Annotated in this window: 14 protein-coding genes and 1 tRNA gene; 10 read left to right on the top strand and 5 right to left on the bottom strand. The window is 61.6% G+C overall.

Features of this window, described 5'->3' with window-relative positions:
• Positions 1-114: 114 nt before the first annotated feature.
• A complete protein-coding gene (locus FHY55_RS10175; RefSeq protein WP_140014084.1) occupies positions 115-4,617 on the bottom strand; it encodes an Ig-like domain-containing protein in 4,503 nt (1,500 codons plus the stop codon).
• Positions 4,618-5,249: 632 nt separating this feature from the next.
• On the opposite strand from FHY55_RS10175, the gene FHY55_RS10170 reads away from it, so the two are divergent.
• Positions 5,250-5,513, top strand: coding sequence for a hypothetical protein (locus FHY55_RS10170; protein ID WP_140014083.1), 264 nt, complete (start codon positions 5,250-5,252; stop codon positions 5,511-5,513).
• A 111-nt stretch (positions 5,514-5,624) separates the two neighbouring features.
• Here FHY55_RS10170 and FHY55_RS10165 read toward each other — a convergent pair.
• Positions 5,625-5,710 (bottom strand) — tRNA-Leu (locus FHY55_RS10165).
• Positions 5,711-5,767: 57 nt separating this feature from the next.
• Positions 5,768-6,616 (bottom strand): neutral zinc metallopeptidase, encoded by an 849-nt coding sequence (locus tag FHY55_RS10160; RefSeq protein ID WP_140014082.1) that lies wholly within the window; start codon positions 6,614-6,616, stop codon positions 5,768-5,770.
• 84 nt (positions 6,617-6,700) lie between these two features.
• Here FHY55_RS10160 and FHY55_RS10155 point away from each other — a divergent pair, with 84 nt between their 5' ends.
• Complete coding sequence (locus tag FHY55_RS10155; protein ID WP_140014081.1) at positions 6,701-7,279, top strand: YqaA family protein; 579 nt, start codon at positions 6,701-6,703, stop codon at positions 7,277-7,279.
• The gene (locus FHY55_RS10150; protein ID WP_140014080.1) at positions 7,279-7,749 is read left to right on the top strand and encodes a disulfide bond formation protein B; all 471 of its coding nucleotides are present in this window, start codon (positions 7,279-7,281) and stop codon (positions 7,747-7,749) included. The genes FHY55_RS10155 and FHY55_RS10150 overlap by 1 nt, the downstream gene beginning before the upstream one ends.
• Before the next feature lie 26 nt (positions 7,750-7,775).
• Here the strand turns inward: FHY55_RS10150 and FHY55_RS10145 are convergent, their stop codons facing one another.
• Entirely contained in the window at positions 7,776-8,045 is a 270-nt protein-coding gene (locus FHY55_RS10145) for an usg protein (protein ID WP_140014079.1), read from the bottom strand.
• Positions 8,046-8,261: 216 nt separating this feature from the next.
• Here FHY55_RS10145 and gyrA point away from each other — a divergent pair, with 216 nt between their 5' ends.
• From gyrA to gluQRS, 7 genes are all read left to right on the top strand, one after another.
• Positions 8,262-11,042, top strand: coding sequence for a DNA gyrase subunit A (gene gyrA, locus FHY55_RS10140; RefSeq protein ID WP_140014078.1), 2,781 nt, complete (start codon positions 8,262-8,264; stop codon positions 11,040-11,042).
• Positions 11,039-11,248, top strand: a complete 210-nt coding sequence (locus tag FHY55_RS10135) for a hypothetical protein (RefSeq protein ID WP_140014077.1) — start codon at positions 11,039-11,041, stop codon at positions 11,246-11,248. The genes gyrA and FHY55_RS10135 overlap by 4 nt, the downstream gene beginning before the upstream one ends.
• A gap of 204 nt (positions 11,249-11,452) precedes the next feature.
• Positions 11,453-12,319 carry a LysR family transcriptional regulator gene (locus tag FHY55_RS10130; RefSeq protein ID WP_168222970.1) on the top strand — a complete coding sequence of 289 codons (867 nt, stop codon included), beginning with the start codon at positions 11,453-11,455 and terminating at the stop codon, positions 12,317-12,319.
• 177 nt (positions 12,320-12,496) lie between these two features.
• Positions 12,497-12,898, top strand: coding sequence for a hypothetical protein (locus FHY55_RS10125; protein WP_140014075.1), 402 nt, complete (start codon positions 12,497-12,499; stop codon positions 12,896-12,898).
• A 360-nt stretch (positions 12,899-13,258) separates the two neighbouring features.
• Complete coding sequence (locus tag FHY55_RS10120; RefSeq protein ID WP_140014074.1) at positions 13,259-14,047, top strand: hypothetical protein; 789 nt, start codon at positions 13,259-13,261, stop codon at positions 14,045-14,047.
• Between the two features lie 39 nt (positions 14,048-14,086).
• Positions 14,087-15,451, top strand: coding sequence for a methylenetetrahydrofolate--tRNA-(uracil(54)-C(5))-methyltransferase (FADH(2)-oxidizing) TrmFO (gene trmFO / locus FHY55_RS10115; protein ID WP_140014073.1), 1,365 nt, complete (start codon positions 14,087-14,089; stop codon positions 15,449-15,451).
• On the top strand, positions 15,448-16,293 hold the full coding sequence (gluQRS, locus tag FHY55_RS10110; RefSeq protein WP_140014072.1) for a tRNA glutamyl-Q(34) synthetase GluQRS: 846 nt from the start codon (positions 15,448-15,450) through the stop codon (positions 16,291-16,293). Before trmFO ends, gluQRS begins: the two co-directional genes overlap by 4 nt.
• Here the strand turns inward: gluQRS and hisI are convergent.
• Positions 16,290-16,652 carry a phosphoribosyl-AMP cyclohydrolase gene (gene hisI, locus FHY55_RS10105; protein ID WP_140014071.1) on the bottom strand — a complete coding sequence of 121 codons (363 nt, stop codon included), beginning with the start codon at positions 16,650-16,652 and terminating at the stop codon, positions 16,290-16,292. The genes gluQRS and hisI overlap by 4 nt on opposite strands.
• Between the last annotated feature and the right edge of the window lie 44 nt (positions 16,653-16,696).

Here is a 16,696-nt window from a genome sequence, read left to right as displayed (position 1 = left end):
CCCGCCCCAAGGCAACCGGGGCGCGGATGAGTTGGAAGTCACCCCAGCCGAAACATCCGGCGTGGGGGTGTGGTGCGCCCGGCGATTAACTGGGGTCGCCGGGCGCGTGCTCCGTCACTCGCTGAGCAGCAGAGCCTCGTGCTTTTTCAGGGTCTTGCGTGCGGCGGTGTAGCCTTCGCGGCCCTCTTTCTCCTTAAGCTCGGGGAAGAGCGACAGGAGTTCCTCGCGTTGCTCGTTGTCGAGCCCCTCGAGGGTGTAGTCGCCGGGCTGGAAGCTTTCGGTCCAGGCCCCGTCAGACAGCACCACCTCGTGCTGGTCGAACATGAAGTGGATGTAGGTCACGGAGGCCACATCCTGCGCTTCGGCGATGCCTTCACCGTTCATCAGGTGCTTGGCCGCGACCAGAACTTCACGCTCTTCGAAGTAGAGCGCCGCACGATCGGACGCCACCAGCACACGGTGCTGCGGGCTTACCAGCATGTCACGCTCAGGCAGGTTGCCGTCGAGCGCGCCTTGGGCAATGCGAACCGGGCGGAGTGCGGGGCGCTTCAACAGCTCAACCGTGTCCACATCGGTGCGGCCCAGCCAACGGATCTCTTGGATGCCGTTGTCGCGGGTGATGACCTTGTCGCCGACCTTCAGCTCTTCGACGGCCACTTCGCCACGCGGCGTCGCAATCAGCGTGCCGGGTGTGAAGCAGGGGATGACATTTTCGATTTCCTCGAAGGTCATCGTGCCGCCGTCCTCGAAGTGGACGATACCGTCTTCTTTATCGGGCGAAGTGTACTCGATGTAGTCGACATTGGAGCCGGTCAGGTCGAGCGTGTCGAAGTCATCGCCGCCGTCGCCGCCGTCAACGTGGTCGCCCGCGTTGCCGCCGATGAAGGTGTCACGGTCGTCGTCGCCATAGAGCTCGTCTTCGCCCTCGCCGCCGATGATCGTGTCATTCCCGGTGCCGCCGTAGATCTCGTCGTCGTCCACGCCGCCGTCGATGATGTCGTCACCCTCGTCACCGTAGATCAAGTCATCATCGTCCTGGCCGTAGATGGTGTCGTTGCCGGCACCGCCGTGGATGACGTCATCACCGTTGTCGGGGCGAAGGTCGCCCTCTTCATCGGGGATGTTCAGCACATCGGGGAAGGCCGGGTCCAGACCACCGTAGATGGTGTCGTTGCCGTCACCGCCGTCGATGATGTCGTTGCCTTCACCGCCCACGATGGTGTCGTCGCCGGCACCACCAAGCACGGTGTCGTCGTCGAAGCCCGCGTCGATGGTGTCGTCGCCGTCGCCGCCTTCGATGTAGTCGTCATCGTCGCCGGTGATGATGGTGTCGTTGCCAGCACCGCCATAGACGATGTCTTTGTCATCGTTCGGGTTGTCATCGGGCGCCCAGATGCCGGGGTAGCCCTGATCGGGCGAACCGGAAACGCCGAAGGCGTCGATATTGCCGGAGGTGTCGATGTAGTCGTCACCGGAGCCGGCATCCACCGTGTCATTGCCATCACCACCGATGATGGTGTCGACGTTGTTGTGGCCGATCAGCTCATCGTCCCCTGCGCCGCCGTCGATGTAGTCATTACCGCCGCCGCCGAGGATGTAGTCATCGCCTTCACCGCCGGTGAGGGTGTCATCGCCAGACATGCCGTCGATGGTGTCGTTGCCGTCACCGCCTGCGATCACATCGGCGTCTTTGCCGCCGCGAATCCAGTCGTCGCCCGTGCCACCGTCGATGGTGTCGTTGCCACCCTGACCGTAGATGATGTCGTCGCCCTCACCGCCGTCGATGGTGTCATCGCCGGTGTTCCCACGGATATCGTCGTTGCCGGTGCCACCGTCGATGGTGTCGTTGCCGCCACCACCGCGGATGAAGTCGTCGCCAGCGCCGCCGTCGAGGGTGTCGTTGCCCTCGCCGCCGTCGACCTCGTCATCACCTTCGCCGGCAATCACGATATCGTCGCCAGCGCCTGCGTGGATGATGTCATCATCGGGGTTGCCGCCGAAGATGTTGTCACCGCCGTCGACCACATCGCCTTCCGGGTCGCCGGTGTAGCTGGTGTCGATCACGTCGGCACCCGAGGTGCCCTCGACGATGCCGTCCTTCAGGGTCAGCGTTACAGTGGCCGTGTCGAAGCCGCCGTTGCCGTCGCTGACAGTGTATTCGAAGGTCACATCGCCATCGACGGTGCCATCGGGCGTGAAGGTCACGGTGCCATCGCCGTTGTCCACCACGGTGCCGCCCTCGGCGGGTTGGGTGATGCTGTCGATGGTGAGCGTGTCGCCATCCGCGTCGGTGTCGTTTTCGAGCACGTTGACGGTGACCGAGTTCAGAATGTCGCCGCTGGCAACATCGTCTTTCGCGTCGGGATCTTCGTTCACGTCATTGACGGTCACGGTCACAGTGGCGGTGTCGGTGCCGCCCTGCCCGTCGCTCACCTCGTAGGTGATGGTGTCTTCACCGGTGAAGCCGTCGTCCGGCGTGTAGGTGATGGTGCCATCGCCATTGATGGTGACGGAGCCGTTCTCGGCAGAGGCATCGGACACGGTGAGCGTGTCGCCGTCCACGTCGGTGTCGTTCTCGAGCACCGGAATGTTGACGCTTTCGCCCTCGTCCACCTCGGCCAGATCGTCATTGGCTTCCGGATCGTCGTTCACCGGGTTCACGGTGACGGTGACGGTGGCGGTATCGGTGCCACCCTGGCCGTCGCTCACCTCATAGGTGATCGTGTCGGTGCCGTTGAAGTTTGCGTTCGGCTCGTAGGTGATTGTGCCATCGGCGTTGACGGTCACGGTGCCGTTGTCGGCATCTGCGCTTTCAACGGTGAGCGTGCCGCCATCGGGATCGCTGTCATTGGCGAGCACGGGGATGGTGACGGAGCCGTCTTCATCCACCTCGGCCAGATCGTCATTGGCGACCGGCAGCTGGTTGACCGGCGTGCCGTTGATGTTTTCGATCTCGGTGAAGGTCATGGTCTCGCCGGTCGGCTCGCCGTCCGCATCGAGATAGACAACCGTGCCGTTCCAGCCGTTGCCGTTGGAGTCTTCTTCCAGATCGGTCAGGTAGAAGGGATCACCGATGGACAGATCGAGGGTGTCGTTGTCGTCGCCACCGGCGCCGCCGTCGACCACATCGCCTGCACCGCCGATGATGGTGTCGGCATCATCGCCGCCCAGCACCGTGTCGGCACCTTCGCCACCGTCGAGGGTGTCTTCGCCGCCGTTGCCTTCGATGTAGTCGTCGCCAGCGCCGCCGAGGATCACATCGTCACCGGCCTCACCCGAGCCTTCGCCCTCGGTGATGGTGTCGAAGTAGATGTCGGTGACGTTCACGCCGCTGTCGCTGTGGCCATCCTGAACATGGGTGATGACGATTTTCGCCACCGGCCCGGGGATGCTCACCAGACCGGAGTAATCCGGCGAGGTATCAGCTGCGCCGCCGCCGTTGGAAACGGCAGTCTCATAGCCGGCCACGCCATCGTTGTCTTGCAGGGTCACGCCGCTGCCCGCGGAGATATCGACCGGCACTTCGTTGCCATCGGCATCGTAGGCGGTCACCACCACGGTGCTGTCGAAATCGATGTCATTGACGCGGAACGACACGTTCTCGGCGTCTTTATCGAACTCCAGCGTGTAGGTCTGGCTGTCGCCCTCGTGATCCAGCTCGCTTTCAAGCGAGGAATGCGGGTTGGCGCCGGGCAGCTCACCGGTGTCGATCGAGTGCACCTTCTGCTGGTCGGTCGAGAACCGGTTGTCGTAGGACGTTTCCAGCGTCAGCGTTAGCGTGTTTTCGCCGGTGTCCTGGGTCTGGCTGGTGATTTTCTCGCCGTCAGACAGGTGGCCGCCGTCTTTGTCGTCCAGCTCGGACCACTTGAAGACTTCTTGGGTCTCGGTGCCAGCGCCAGCGCCGTCGCCATAGGCCCCGCCGTCGTCGCCGATCAGAATGTCGTTGCCGTCGCCGCCCTCAAGGTGGTCGGACCCGCCGTTGCCGTAGACCTCGTCGTCGCCCTCACCGGCCAGCACCGTGTCGTCGCCGTCGCCGGCCACCACGATATCGTCGTTGGAGCCGACGTTGCCGATCAGCGCGTCGTTGTTGTCGATCATGTCGCCTTCGGGGTCGCCGGTGTAGGTGACGTCGATCAGGTCGTCGCCGCCCGTGCCGGAAACGATGCCGTCGCCTTCCTGGTGGGGATCATCGCACTCGAAGGTCATCTCGCCGATCTTGATGCCGTAGTCCTCATAGCCGAACTCGGTCTGGATGATCTCGATGGAACTCACCGGGCCTTCGATGGTCACGGTGCCGCTGTCCACTGCACCACCGCCCCAGCCGTCCTTGGTCTGGGTAACGGTCACATCGAGTTTCTCGCCGTCGGGGCCGTAGGCAACGATCTTGTAGTCGTCCAGCTTGCCGAAATCGAAGTCGACGCAGTCGAGGTCGAAGCTGACGTCACAGACGGGCTTGTCGAAGTCGACTTCGAAGATCTTGGCGTCACCACCTTTACAGCTCCACCAGCCGCCGTGGTAGGAGCCCGAAGACTTCCAGTCGTATCCGACGTAGTTTTTACCGTCGAAGCACTTGCTCCAGCCGCCAGAATGATGGTCCCAGGTCAAGTTGTAGGTCATCAGATTTTCCCCTGCAGTCTAGCGGATACGGTCAGCAGCGACCCCGCGCGTTTCATCTCTAGTTCGGTCTCTCCAGCGAAACCGGATTGAATACTTTGGGATCGAGGCAGCTGGGCGTGTGCGCCTGGCACCTCCGCTGAAATGAGCTTTGCTCTCTCTGCCGTTTCCATCGTCATCCAAACGTTCCTTCACCTTCACCCGATCGAGCGGCGTTTCCGGCCAATAGCGGATCCGCGCGACGTGCACTCACAAGCCAAAGGGGAGCGGTGACCAGAGCGCGAACAAACGCGCCGGTTTGGTTATGGGAAGCCCACGGCCCAGGGGCCGATCGCTTCCGCTACCAATCGTGTTCGGCTGTCATTTCAGGACAGCGGACACGCACCGATCCCGCAGAAACTTTTCCTGCGTCGTCGTGCGGCCGCCCCCGCAGCCAGCAAACATCGCCCCCCAGTTGGGCAAGGTCGGTATACCTTCGGGTAGCGCTGCGCCGGAAGCGAAAAGTGGCGCGATTGGGGCGGAAGCATGCCGGGCTTCGCCGGTTTTGCCCTGATCTTGACCTTTTTCTGACGCTCATTAGAGGCCGTTGCTGTGTTAAGAGACACGGCGAAAATTGACGAAAATTTTCAAGTTTTATGTTTTATTTACAGATTGTTAACCACATAACCGGCAACTTTCCGCCCGCTGCGGCGCGGCAAACAATGTGGAGGATTGACCGAGCTCTGTTGCACCTCTGGCAACAATTAACCGTGCGGATCACAATTTTGGTGCAGCGCATTGCGGCAAGACTGTGGCCGCCAGAAATGTTCTCTATTTTGCATCAATGCCCGGACAAGGCGCCGATTGGCGGCCAGGCACGGCAAAATCTCCTCGAATCGATTCCCGGGCGTTTCCGCTAGGGAAGGACCGGGCCGTTGCAAGGCACTGGCGAGAAACAGCTTTTTTGCACAACCACAGCGGTAATGGGGCCGCAAGAGGGAGCGGATAGGCTTTTTTCAATAAGGAAAAGCTGGTGCCGGTGGAGAGACTCGAACTCTCACGATGTTGCCATCGGGGGATTTTGAATCCCCTGCGTCTACCATTCCGCCACACCGGCCAGCGGGTGCTTCCTAAGCTGCGCTCCCTGCCCCGTCAACGACTCGCTTGCGGGCTTTTAGAGCTGAGAAGCGCTAAAAGTGTCGCAGTCTTCCACCGAGCCGCGTTTATACCCCCGGGCAAACCAGTTTTGCCGCTGTGCAGCGGAGCCGTGGGTAAAGGTGTGCGGCATGGGCGTGCGTCCGGCGTTTCGCTGGAGCACGTCATCGCCGATCGAGCGTGCCGCGTTGAGCGCCTCATCCAGATCGCCCGGCTCGACTGTGCCCAGCCGGTCTTCGGCGTAGCGCGCCCAGACGCCCGAGAGGCAATCGGCCTGAAGCTCGGTTTGCACGCTCAACTCGTTGCGCCGCCGCTCGCCGGCGGCGGCCTTGGCCTTATTCACCTGCCCGAGAATCCCAAGCTCGTTTTGCACGTGATGGGCAATTTCATGGGCGACGACATATGCGGCGGCAAAATCGCCCTTGGCACCGAGGCGGTTTTGCAATGTGGCAAAGAACTGCGTGTCGAGGTAGGCGCGCCTGTCGGATGGACAGTAGAACGGGCCAGTTGCGGCGCTGGCCCCGCCGCAGCCGGAGGCGACCCTGCCAGAGAAGAGCACGAGTTGCGGCGGGCGATACTCGCGCCCCAACTGCTCGGGAAAGATCTGGCTCCAGACCTCCTCGGTATCGGCCAACACGACCGATACGAATTGTCCGGCGGCCTCTTCCTGCGGGCTCAGCTCGCGGCTTTCGCTGGTTTGCACCGGCACGCCGCCGCCGCCAAGGAAGGGGGTGACATCAATGCCGAGATACCAGCCGACCACCAGAACGATCACTAGCCCAATGCCACCGAGGCCGCCCGCCTTGCCCGCGCTCACCCCGCGCCGGTCGATCACATTTCGGCTGCCGCGCCGCCCTCTCCACTTCATCGCATTCTCCCTTCGGGCACCGCCGCCCTTGACCTCTCGGGGCCCGCATGGTCACTGGCCGCAAATCAATAACAGGCCACACGCATGTTGCGTTCCCTTTATGACTGGACGATTTCGCTGGCGACAAGCCGCTATGCGCTTTGGGCGCTTGCGGTGGTGGCCTTTATTGAAAGCTCGGTCTTTCCGATTCCGCCCGATGTGTTGATGATCCCGATGATCCTCGCCACGCCCCATAGGTCATGGGTGATCGCCGGGGTGGCGACTGTTTCTTCGGTGCTGGGTGGGCTGCTTGGCTATGCCATCGGGGCGCTGCTGTTTGACAGCGTGGGCCAGCCGATCCTCGCAGCACTTGGCAAAGGCGATGCGGTGGCCGAGTTCAACACCCGTTTCAATGACTTCGGGTTTTGGGCGGTGCTGACGGCGGGGCTGACGCCTTTCCCCTTCAAGGTGATCACCATCATGTCGGGCTGGACGGGCATGCCGCTGGCCACCTTCATCATCACCTCGATCATCGCGCGGGGCCTGCGCTTCTTTATCGTGGCGGCGCTGCTGTGGAAGTTTGGCACACCCATTCGTGACTTCATCGAGAAGCGGCTGGGGCTCATGTTTACGCTGTTCGTCGTCATCCTCGTCGGAGGCTTCTTTCTGGTGAAATACATCTGATGCTTAAACGATTTTCTGCCCTCGCCGGTCTCGGCTCGCTGGCCATGGTGCTTGGCGCATGGGTCTTTCAATACGGGTTTGGCATGGCGCCCTGCGCGATGTGCTTCTGGCAGCGCTACCCGCATTGGGCGGCCTTCGGGATTGCGGTGCTGATCGTCGTGCTGCCCGGCCTGCATGCCGGACACCGGGTGCTGGCCTGGCTGGGCGCGCTGGCGGCAGCGACCACGGCGGGGCTTGGGGTGTTTCACACCGGGGTTGAGCGCAAGTGGTGGCCCGGCCCCTCCTCCTGCACCGGATCGGGGTTGGGAGAATTGGACGGCGGCGCGTTGATCAGCCCGACGGGCGCGGCTCCGGTGATGTGCGACCAGTCCGCAGGCGAGTTTTTGATGCTGTCGATGCCAAGCTGGAACGCGATCTTCTCGCTGATCCTCGTGGCGATCTGGATCCGCGCCGCAACCCGCCGCGCGTAGGGTGGGCAATCCTGCCCACCGCCGCTTCAGTGCAGGGTGAACTCGCCCGTTACATTGCGCCATTCGCCCGATGCGATCATCTTGCGATGGGTGAAGCGCACCGAATGGAGCGGACCTTCGATCTCGTCCTGCCAGAATTCGATGAACTTGAAGAGCCTTGGGTGATCTGGCGCGAGGTCATACTCCTGCCAGATGAAGGTATTGATAACGCTCTGAAAATCGGGCATCCGGTAGAACAGCTCTGCCGTGGTGAGCCCGTATCCTTTGAGCATGAGTTCGGTTTCCGATTCCGCCATTCTGCGTCTCCTATCCGCCTCTCGATGTCTCCCCCCTGTTACAAAGCTTGCCACGAACCAATTACTTTTCAATAAAAACAATGTTCTACTGTGCCGCTGCGTTGCAGTTTTGCCTAATAAGGCGGCGCAGGTTGCACCCCATATCGTGTTGACTGTATAAATCGCCAACAAAATCTAGAAGCGCCCAAGCCATGCGGCGCCGATGCGGGAAACCTTATGAGCGACACGCCAGAACCTCCTGAAAATACAGAGGATAATCCGCCCGAACGGCCCGAACACCACGGGCCGTCGATTACGATTGAGGAGGAGATGAAGGCCTCCTACCTCGATTATGCGATGAGCGTGATCGTCAGCCGTGCAATTCCCGACCTGCGCGACGGGCTGAAGCCGGTGCACCGGCGTATTCTCTTTGCGATGCACGAGGTGGGCAACACCCACGACAAACCCTATCGTAAATCCTCGCGCCCCGTGGCCGATGCGATGGGCAAATATCACCCGCATGGCGACCAGGCGATCTATGACGCGCTGGTACGGATGGCGCAGGATTTTTCGATGTCGCTGCCGCTGCTCGATGGGCAGGGCAACTTTGGCTCGATGGACGGCGATAAGGCCGCGGCCTTCCGTTATACCGAGGTCCGGATGGACAAGTCAGCCGGCGCGCTGCTGGCTGACATTGATAAAGACACCGTCGATTTCATCGACAACTACGACGGCAAGGACCAAGAGCCTGTCGTCCTCCCTGCCCGCTTCCCTAATATGCTGGTCAACGGCGCGGGGGGCATTGCCGTGGGCATGGCCACCAACATCCCGCCGCACAATCTTGGCGAAGTGATCGACGCGACGCTGGCGCTGATCGAAGACCCGGACCTCGATTCAATGGCGCTCACCGAATATGTGCCTGCGCCCGACTTCCCCACCGGCGGCATCATCCTTGGGCGCTCCGGCGCGCGGAAGGCCTATCTGGAGGGGCGTGGTTCGGTTGTTATCCGTGCCAAGACCCGCACCGAGGAAGTGCGCAAGGACCGCTACGCGATTGTCGTCGACGAGGTGCCCTATCAGGTCAACAAGGCGGCGATGATCGAAAAGATCGCCGAACTGGTGCGCGACAAGAAGCTTGAAGGCATTTCGGGCATTGCCGACGAATCCGACCGGCATGGCGTGCGCGTGGTGATCGAACTGAAGCGCGATGCCACGCCTGAGGTGGTGCTGAACCAGCTGTTCCGCTTTACCCAGCTGCAAACCTCCTTTGGCTGCAACATGCTGGCGCTGAACGGCGGGCGGCCTGAAACGCTGACCCTCCGCGGCTTTCTCACGGCCTTCATCGGCTTCCGCGAAGAGGTTGTGGCGCGCCGCACCGCTTATGAGCTGCGCAAGGCGCGGGAACGCAGCCACATTCTGTGTGGCCTTGCTGTGGCGGTCTCGAACGTGGACGAGGTGGTGGCCACCATTCGGGCCAGTGCCGATGCCGCAGAGGCCCGCGAAAAGCTGATGACGCGCCGTTGGCCGGCTGAGGCGATTGAGGGCTACATCCGGCTGATCGACGACCCCAGCCACACGATGAACGATGATGGCACCTATAACCTGTCGGAAATGCAGGCCCGGGCCATTCTTGAGCTGCGGCTCCAGCGGCTGACCCAGATCGGGGTGAAGGAAGTCACCGACGAGCTGGAAGAGCTGGCCGGCAAGATCAAGGATTACCTTGATATTCTGCGCTCGCGCGACCGGATCATGGAGATCATCTCCAACGAGCTGAAAGAAGTGCGCGACGAGTTCGCCGTGCCGCGCCGCACCGAGATTGTCGACTGGTCCGGCGACATGGACGACGAAGACCTGATCGAACGCGAAGAGATGGTCGTGACCGTCACGCAATCGGGCTACATCAAGCGCACCCCGCTGGCCGATTTCCGCGCGCAGAAGCGTGGCGGCAAGGGCCTTTCGGGCGGCGACCTCAAGGAAGAGGATGTTGTTACCAACCTCTTTGTCGCCAATACCCACACGCAGCTGCTGTTCTTCACCACCGATGGCATGGCCTACAAGCTGAAGACATGGCGCCTGCCGCAGGGCGGGCGCACCTCGCGCGGCAAGGCGATCGTGAATATCCTGCCGATCCCGCAGGGCGTTTCGGTTGCCGCCATCATGCCGGTGGACCGCCCCGAGGAAGAGTGGAACGACCTTCAGATCATGTTCTGCACCGATAAGGGCACCGTTCGGCGCAACCGCCTGAGCGACTTCACCAACGTGAAGGCGAACGGCAAGATCGCCATGAAGTTCGAGGATGAGAACGCGGGCATGAGCCTGATCAATGCCCGCATCTGCTCGGAAGACGATGACGTGATGCTGGTGACGGACGCTGGCCGGGCCATCCGCTTCCCGACCACTGATGTGCGGGTGTTCAACTCGCGCAACTCGGTCGGTGTGCGCGGCATCAAGCTGGCTGAGGGTGACAAGGTGGTGTCGATGTCGGTGATCCGGCACTTCGAGGCCAGCTCCGAAGAGCGTGTGGCCTACCTCAAACAGCGCCGCCTCATGGCCGGGCTGACCGAGGAGGAAGAGCCCGACGAGGAAGAGGAAGCTGTGGCCGAGGGCCAGCTTTCGCAGGAGCGCTATGCAGAGATGTCGGCTGCGGAAGACCTGATCCTGACGATCACCGCGAGTGGCGCGGGCAAGATCTCATCCTCGCATGATTACCCGATCCGTGGCCGTGGCGGCCTGGGCGTGACTGCATGGACCAAGGGCATGCCCCATGGCCCGATCGTGGCCTGCTTCCCGGTGGATATGTCGGACCAGGTGATGCTCGCCACATCCACCGGCCAATCCATCCGCTGCCCTGTAGATGGCATCTCGTTCCGGTCGCGCTCTGCGGGCGGGGTGAAGGTGTTCAACACCGGCAAAGGCGAAGAGGTGGTTTCGGTTGCCTGGATCGCCGAGCAGGATGAGGACGTGGAAGAGGCAAGCGCCGACACTGCGGACGGCAGCGAGGGAAGCGAGCAGGAATGATGGCAAGTGGCGGCGCGCTTCAGATCGTGATGGCATTCATCCCCCTGCTGCTGCTCCTCGCCATCATTGGCGGCGTGCTCTTTGTGACCGGCCAGCGCGCTGCGCGACAAGCCAAGCTCCTTCAGCGTTTGCTGGAGGAGAATGAGCGCCAGACGTCTCTTCTCAAGCGGGTCGAAACGGCGCTGAATTCGGGCGAACGCAGCTGAGTTTTTGACCTGTCGGTCGCAGCTCCAAACCTTACGTATGGTAAAGTTGAACCCAGAATCCGCATTTGGGCAACACATCATGTAGTTGTGTAAGGCTCCCTACAAACACCCTGTTGTCGGCGAGCCTCGAATAATGCAAAAGCGGAATGTGAAGAATCGGTATTCCGGTTGCGTACAGTAGGAATCGCTAGTCAGGAAATGATCATGCCCAGTTGGGATGACCTCAAATACGCGCTCGCCCTCTCGCGCCATGGCCGCATGAATTCGGCGGCTCAAAGCCTCGGGATCAATGTCGCGACCATGTCACGGCGGATCGAGCGCTTGGGCGAGGAGTTGGGCCAGCCGCCTTTCGTCAAAAAGGCCGATGGCTGGGAGGCGAGCCCGATGATCGCCGGACTGCTGGAGATTGCCGAGGATATCGAGCAGCGTTTGGGTGCGGAGATGAACAGCATTCACGCGGGCACCGCGGGCCATAGCAGCTCGCTCTCTATCGGCTGCCCGCCGATCATTTCGCTCTTCATGCTCTTCCCCAACATGAGCAACCGTGACCCGAGCCTGAGGAACGTGAACTACACCTTCACCCAGCGGGTGATGGAAGAGGGCATGGGGGAGAATGATCTGGTGATCCAATACAAGCGGCCAGAGTCCGGCCGCGTGATTACCCAAAAGATCGTAAGCCTGACCTCAAGTATCTACCGCCGCAAGGGCGGTAAGCCTGACAGTGGATGGGTTTCGCTCAGCGAGAATTACGACGCCTCGCCGTTCAACCAGAGCGCCTATGCGTTCTTCGACGAAAAGCCCTCCGTTAGGGTGCAGTCGATGTACGAGCTTTACGAGCTCGTGGCAGCCGCCGACATGGCCGGCCCCCTTCTTGACGCGATCGCAAGCAACAACCCGGAACTCGAGCCGGTGGAAGGGGGCGAGGAGATTTGCAGCACCGACCTCTGGCTGATTTACCACGCCTCTCGCAAGGGTGATCCGGTTGTTGAAGGCACGATTGCCTGGATCAAAGACAGTTTCGCCCGGTTGCCGTCTAACAGAGGCGATGTTGTTCGGCTGAAAACAGCCTAAGCACGAGTGCCGCCGGAGCCTTAAAAACAAGGGCTCCGGAATCATGTTGTGAGCACAGATATGTGCGGCATACACATTTTGCGTTTTCAGGTTTGCATTATTTTCTATTTTCAGGCGCACCTTCTGGGTTCATGCTCAACTCAACGATGAAAAATCATCACTTGAGGCAGTGTAGAGATGACCCTAACCCCAATGGTGCAATGTGCCTTCCGGCTCGCGTTTGCTTTCCTCCTGGCAAACCAATCCCTATCAACGCTCGTCGTGCCCTCGCTCGCGGCCGAGGCCTCCACTGGAACTTCCGAGTTCCGGGCCCCGATTGAGACAGCACAATTTATCGCCGTTAATGCGCTTCTGATCGTTATTGCGATCTGGGTCGCTTTTGGCATTCGCACGCGGCTCGTCGCGGCCATCGGCCTGACGATCTACACGGGTTACACTCTTTCAAACGGCGGGTTCGAAGCCGATAACCTCGGCATCGGCATCTTCGTCGCCTTCGGGCTCGCGCTGCCGCTGATCGTGGCAGGCGGCGGGGCCTATGCTCTCTATCGTAAAGGATGGTCCGGCTTGACTGATCTCTAGCATCATAACCGCACTGGTCGAACGGACTTTACTCAGGGGTGTCGCGTGTTTTGCGACGCCCCTTTTTTTGTTTTGACGGTGGCTTGTGCCGTCGCCATCTCCGAACAGGCGGGCTGATTGGTTGGCACCAATTGCAACCGGTTCGTGGCTCTTGGGGCAGAGGGTTGCAACAGGCCTCTGAAGGCCCTGCCCGCCCCCTGTCACGCGGCAGCGCCGGGAAAGGTGACTGCAGTCATATCCCGCAGAGGTTAACCAACTCTCTCAAAATCCGTTCAAATTTGGCAAGGATTGGGGCAAAACTGGGGCCGCACGACGGAGCTGGTGGCACGGGGCTTCGTCTCTCGAATTGAGGATAAGTCTATGAAAACCCGCATCTCTGCGGCAGCCATTGCCGTGGCCGCCCTTCTGTTGCCTGCTGGAACCGCCGAGGCCCAAAGCTCCGGCATCGGCTTTTCGGGCGCGGAGCTATCTCTTGGCCATCTTTCGGGTGACACTCCCGTTTCGACGTTCGACGGCACTGCCGATTTCATGATTACCTCCCAGCATGGCTTTCAGCTGGATGTCGGGATTGCGGATTACGGGGATGTCTGGTTTGGCAACCTCGCCGCGCATCTCTACCTTCAACCAAATCTCAGCGCCAAATACGGCCTGTTCCTCGCTTATTCGGACGCCAATGACACCGAGGCGAGCACCACGGAGATGGGGGTGGAAGGGATTTGGAGCGTATCGGAGAGTGCCACTTTGAATGCGCGCGCAGGTTTGGGCCGGGCCGACCCTTCTGAGATCGACTATCTCTTCGCTTCGCTTGGCACCAACCTTGCCGTGACAGAGCACCTCGCCCTTAACGGTGCGCTTGGGGTGGTTGATACAGAGGAGGCGAAGACCGCGCTGACGGCGATCACCCTGGATGTTGGACTGAGCTATGTGCTGCCTCAGGCGCCGGTTTCGCTGCATGTTGGGGCCAACCACACCCGGATATCCGGCACGCGCGACGCAGAAGACACCCGCCTTGCGGTGGGGCTGACGGCCGCCATTGGCGGGCCGCGCGGTGCCAGTGCCCCGGCTGCGGCGCGCAACTTCGCCCCGGTGCGGCCCCTTCGCCCCCTGCTGGAGCGCGCGATGGTGTGGGAGTTTGTCGGCACCCGCTGAGGGCTTTCCAAATCGGGGCGGAGCGCCTATCTCCGCCCCATGACCAAACCACTCCATATCATCGGCGCAGGCATGGCCGGCTCCGAGGCCGCCTGGCAGGCCGTGACAGCCGGCCAACCCGTTGTGCTGCACGAGATGCGCCCTCACGTTGGCACCTTTGCCCACCAGACCGGCAACTTTGCCGAGATGGTCTGCTCTAACTCCTTTCGCTCGGACGATGACGAGCAGAACGCTGTGGGGTTGCTGCATTGGGAGATGCGCGCCGCGCAGGGCCTCGTGATTTCTGCCGCTGATCGCCATGCGCTGCCTGCGGGATCGGCGCTTGGGATCGACCGTGAGCCCTTTGCGGAATGGGTGACGGCGCAGCTCAGGAACCATCCGCTTGTCACCGTGTCGGAGCGCGAGATCACCGCCCTGCCGAAGCCGGAGGATGGGCCTGCCATCATCGCGACCGGTCCGCTGACCTCAGGGGCGCTGGCCGAGGCAATTGCCGCCGAAACCGGCGCTGAGGCGCTCGCGTTCTTTGATGCCATTGCCCCGATTGTCCATGCCGATACCGTCGATATGTCGGTTGCATGGATGCAATCGCGCTATGACAAGGGCGAGACCGAAGAAGAGCGCACCGCCTATATGAACTGCCCAATGAACAAGGCGCAGTATGAGGCCTTCATCGACGCGCTGCTGGAGGCCGACAAGACCGAGTTTCGTGAAGGCGAGACGGCGAAGTATTTTGACGGCTGCCTGCCGATTGAGGTGATGGCCGAACGGGGGCGCGAGACGCTGCGCCACGGGCCGATGAAGCCTGTGGGGCTGACTAACCCGCACAACCCCGAAGAAAAGGCCTATGCCGTTGTTCAGCTGCGGCGCGACAACAAGCTGGGCACGCTCTTCAACATCGTCGGCTTTCAGACCAAGATGAAGTATGGGGCGCAAACGACTGTTTTCAAAATGATCCCCGGGTTGGAGAACGCCAGTTTTGCGCGCCTTGGCGGCATTCATCGCAACACGTTTCTCAACTCGCCCACGCTGCTGGATGCCGAGATGCGGCTGAAATCGCAGCCTCACATTCGCTTCGCAGGCCAGATCACCGGGGTGGAAGGCTATGTGGAAAGCACCGCGATGGGCTTGCTTGCGGGCCGCCTTGCGGTGGCCGAGTTGCGCGGCGAAACGCTGCCCCCGGTGCCGCAAACCACCGCGATGGGCGCACTTGTGACCCATATCACCGGTGGTGCCGAGGCGAAAACCTTTCAGCCTATGAACGTGAACTTCGGGCTGTTTCCGCCGGTTGAGGCCAAGGGCGGGCGGCGCGGGCGCAAGGACCGGTACAAGGCCTATACAGACCGGGCCAAGGTTGATTGGCAGGGCTGGCTGAACGCGGCCGCCCAACCCGTTGAGCCCGCGTGACATTTACTACCCGCTTTGCCCCATCGCCCACCGGCCCGCTGCACTTGGGCCATGCCTATTCGGCGCTGCTCGCGCATGACATGGCCCGGCAAGCGGGTGGGCGTTTCTTGCTCAGGATTGATGATCTGGACCAATCCCGCTCGCGGCCCGAGTGGGAAGCCCAGCTGAAGGGTGATCTGGCCTGGCTCGGCCTTACATGGCCCGAGCCTTGCCGCCGCCAATCCGAACATTTGCCAGACTATCGGGCAGCACTTGAGCGGCTGAGCGCCAAGGGCCTTACCTACCCTTGCCGCTGTTCGCGGCGCGACATTGCCAGCGCGGCCTCGGCCCCGCAGGAGGGCGCGGCACATTTTGGCCCAGACGGGCTGATCTACCCCGGCACTTGTCGTGGGCGCGCTATGAGCGAGGCCGAGCCCGGCGATGCGATCCGCCTCGACATCCAGAAGGCTCTTGGCGAGGGGTCACTACCCGGATTTACCGAAACCGGCGCCGCCCATGCTGGCCAGCATCTGCTGACGCCCGATTACCTGCTCACTGGCATAGGCGACCCGGTGCTGGCCCGCCCCCACATGGGCGCGAGCTATCATCTGTCGGTGGTGGTGGATGACGCGGCGCAGGGGGTTACGGATGTGATCCGGGGCGAAGACCTATTTACCGCCACCTTCCTCCACCGGTTTCTCCAGATGCTGCTGGAGCTGCCGGTGCCGCGCTACCATCATCATCCGTTGGTGCGGGATGAGGCCGGAAAGAGGCTGGCAAAGCGCGATGATGCCCGCGCCATTGCACGCTACCGGGATGACGGGCTGAGCCCTGATGCGATACGCCGCAAGGTCGGGCTTTAGCCCTTCATCGGGGCCATGATCTCCACCTCCGCGCCGTCTCGCACAGCGGTGTAAAAGCAGCTGCGACGGTTGGTATGGCAGGCCGGCCCCTCCTGCTCCACAAGCACCAGAAGGCAATCGCGGTCGCAGTCTACCCGCAGTTCCACCAGCTTTTGCACGTGGCCCGAGGTTTCACCCTTTACCCAAAAGGCCGCCCGTGAGCGTGACCAATAGGTGACCTTGCCGGTTTCCAGCGTTTTGGCCACCGCCTCGGCATTCATCCAGGCCATCATCAGCACGTCGCCGCTTGCGGCATCCTGCGCGATGGCGGGGATCAGCCCCTTTGCGTCATAGACCAATGTCTCGGTGTCAAACGACATGCCCGCTCCTTTGCAATCGCTGCGCCCGCCGCTATCTATGGGGA

This window comes from Oceanicola sp. D3 (assembly GCF_006351965.1).
Lineage (GTDB): Bacteria > Pseudomonadota > Alphaproteobacteria > Rhodobacterales > Rhodobacteraceae > Vannielia.
The sequence above is the reverse complement of the archived record's forward strand: the minus strand, read 5'-3'. Positions and strand labels throughout refer to the sequence as shown.

Excerpts from the sequence above, each read along its gene's own strand:
- FHY55_RS10145 (WP_140014079.1), bottom strand. The coding sequence starts at position 8,045 with ATGGCGGAATCGGAAACCGAACTCATGCTCAAAGGATACGGGCTCACC.
- FHY55_RS10135 (WP_140014077.1), top strand. The coding sequence starts at position 11,039 with ATGATGGCAAGTGGCGGCGCGCTTCAGATCGTGATGGCATTCATCCCC.
- FHY55_RS10120 (WP_140014074.1), top strand. The coding sequence starts at position 13,259 with ATGAAAACCCGCATCTCTGCGGCAGCCATTGCCGTGGCCGCCCTTCTG.
- FHY55_RS10155 (WP_140014081.1), top strand. The coding sequence starts at position 6,701 with ATGTTGCGTTCCCTTTATGACTGGACGATTTCGCTGGCGACAAGCCGC.
- FHY55_RS10175 (WP_140014084.1), bottom strand. The coding sequence starts at position 4,617 with ATGACCTACAACTTGACCTGGGACCATCATTCTGGCGGCTGGAGCAAG.
- trmFO (WP_140014073.1), top strand. The coding sequence starts at position 14,087 with ATGACCAAACCACTCCATATCATCGGCGCAGGCATGGCCGGCTCCGAG.
- FHY55_RS10170 (WP_140014083.1), top strand. The coding sequence starts at position 5,250 with ATGTTTTATTTACAGATTGTTAACCACATAACCGGCAACTTTCCGCCC.
- FHY55_RS10160 (WP_140014082.1), bottom strand. The coding sequence starts at position 6,616 with ATGAAGTGGAGAGGGCGGCGCGGCAGCCGAAATGTGATCGACCGGCGC.
- FHY55_RS10150 (WP_140014080.1), top strand. The coding sequence starts at position 7,279 with ATGCTTAAACGATTTTCTGCCCTCGCCGGTCTCGGCTCGCTGGCCATG.
- FHY55_RS10125 (WP_140014075.1), top strand. The coding sequence starts at position 12,497 with ATGACCCTAACCCCAATGGTGCAATGTGCCTTCCGGCTCGCGTTTGCT.
- gyrA (WP_140014078.1), top strand. The coding sequence starts at position 8,262 with ATGAGCGACACGCCAGAACCTCCTGAAAATACAGAGGATAATCCGCCC.
- FHY55_RS10130 (WP_168222970.1), top strand. The coding sequence starts at position 11,453 with ATGCCCAGTTGGGATGACCTCAAATACGCGCTCGCCCTCTCGCGCCAT.
- hisI (WP_140014071.1), bottom strand. The coding sequence starts at position 16,652 with ATGTCGTTTGACACCGAGACATTGGTCTATGACGCAAAGGGGCTGATC.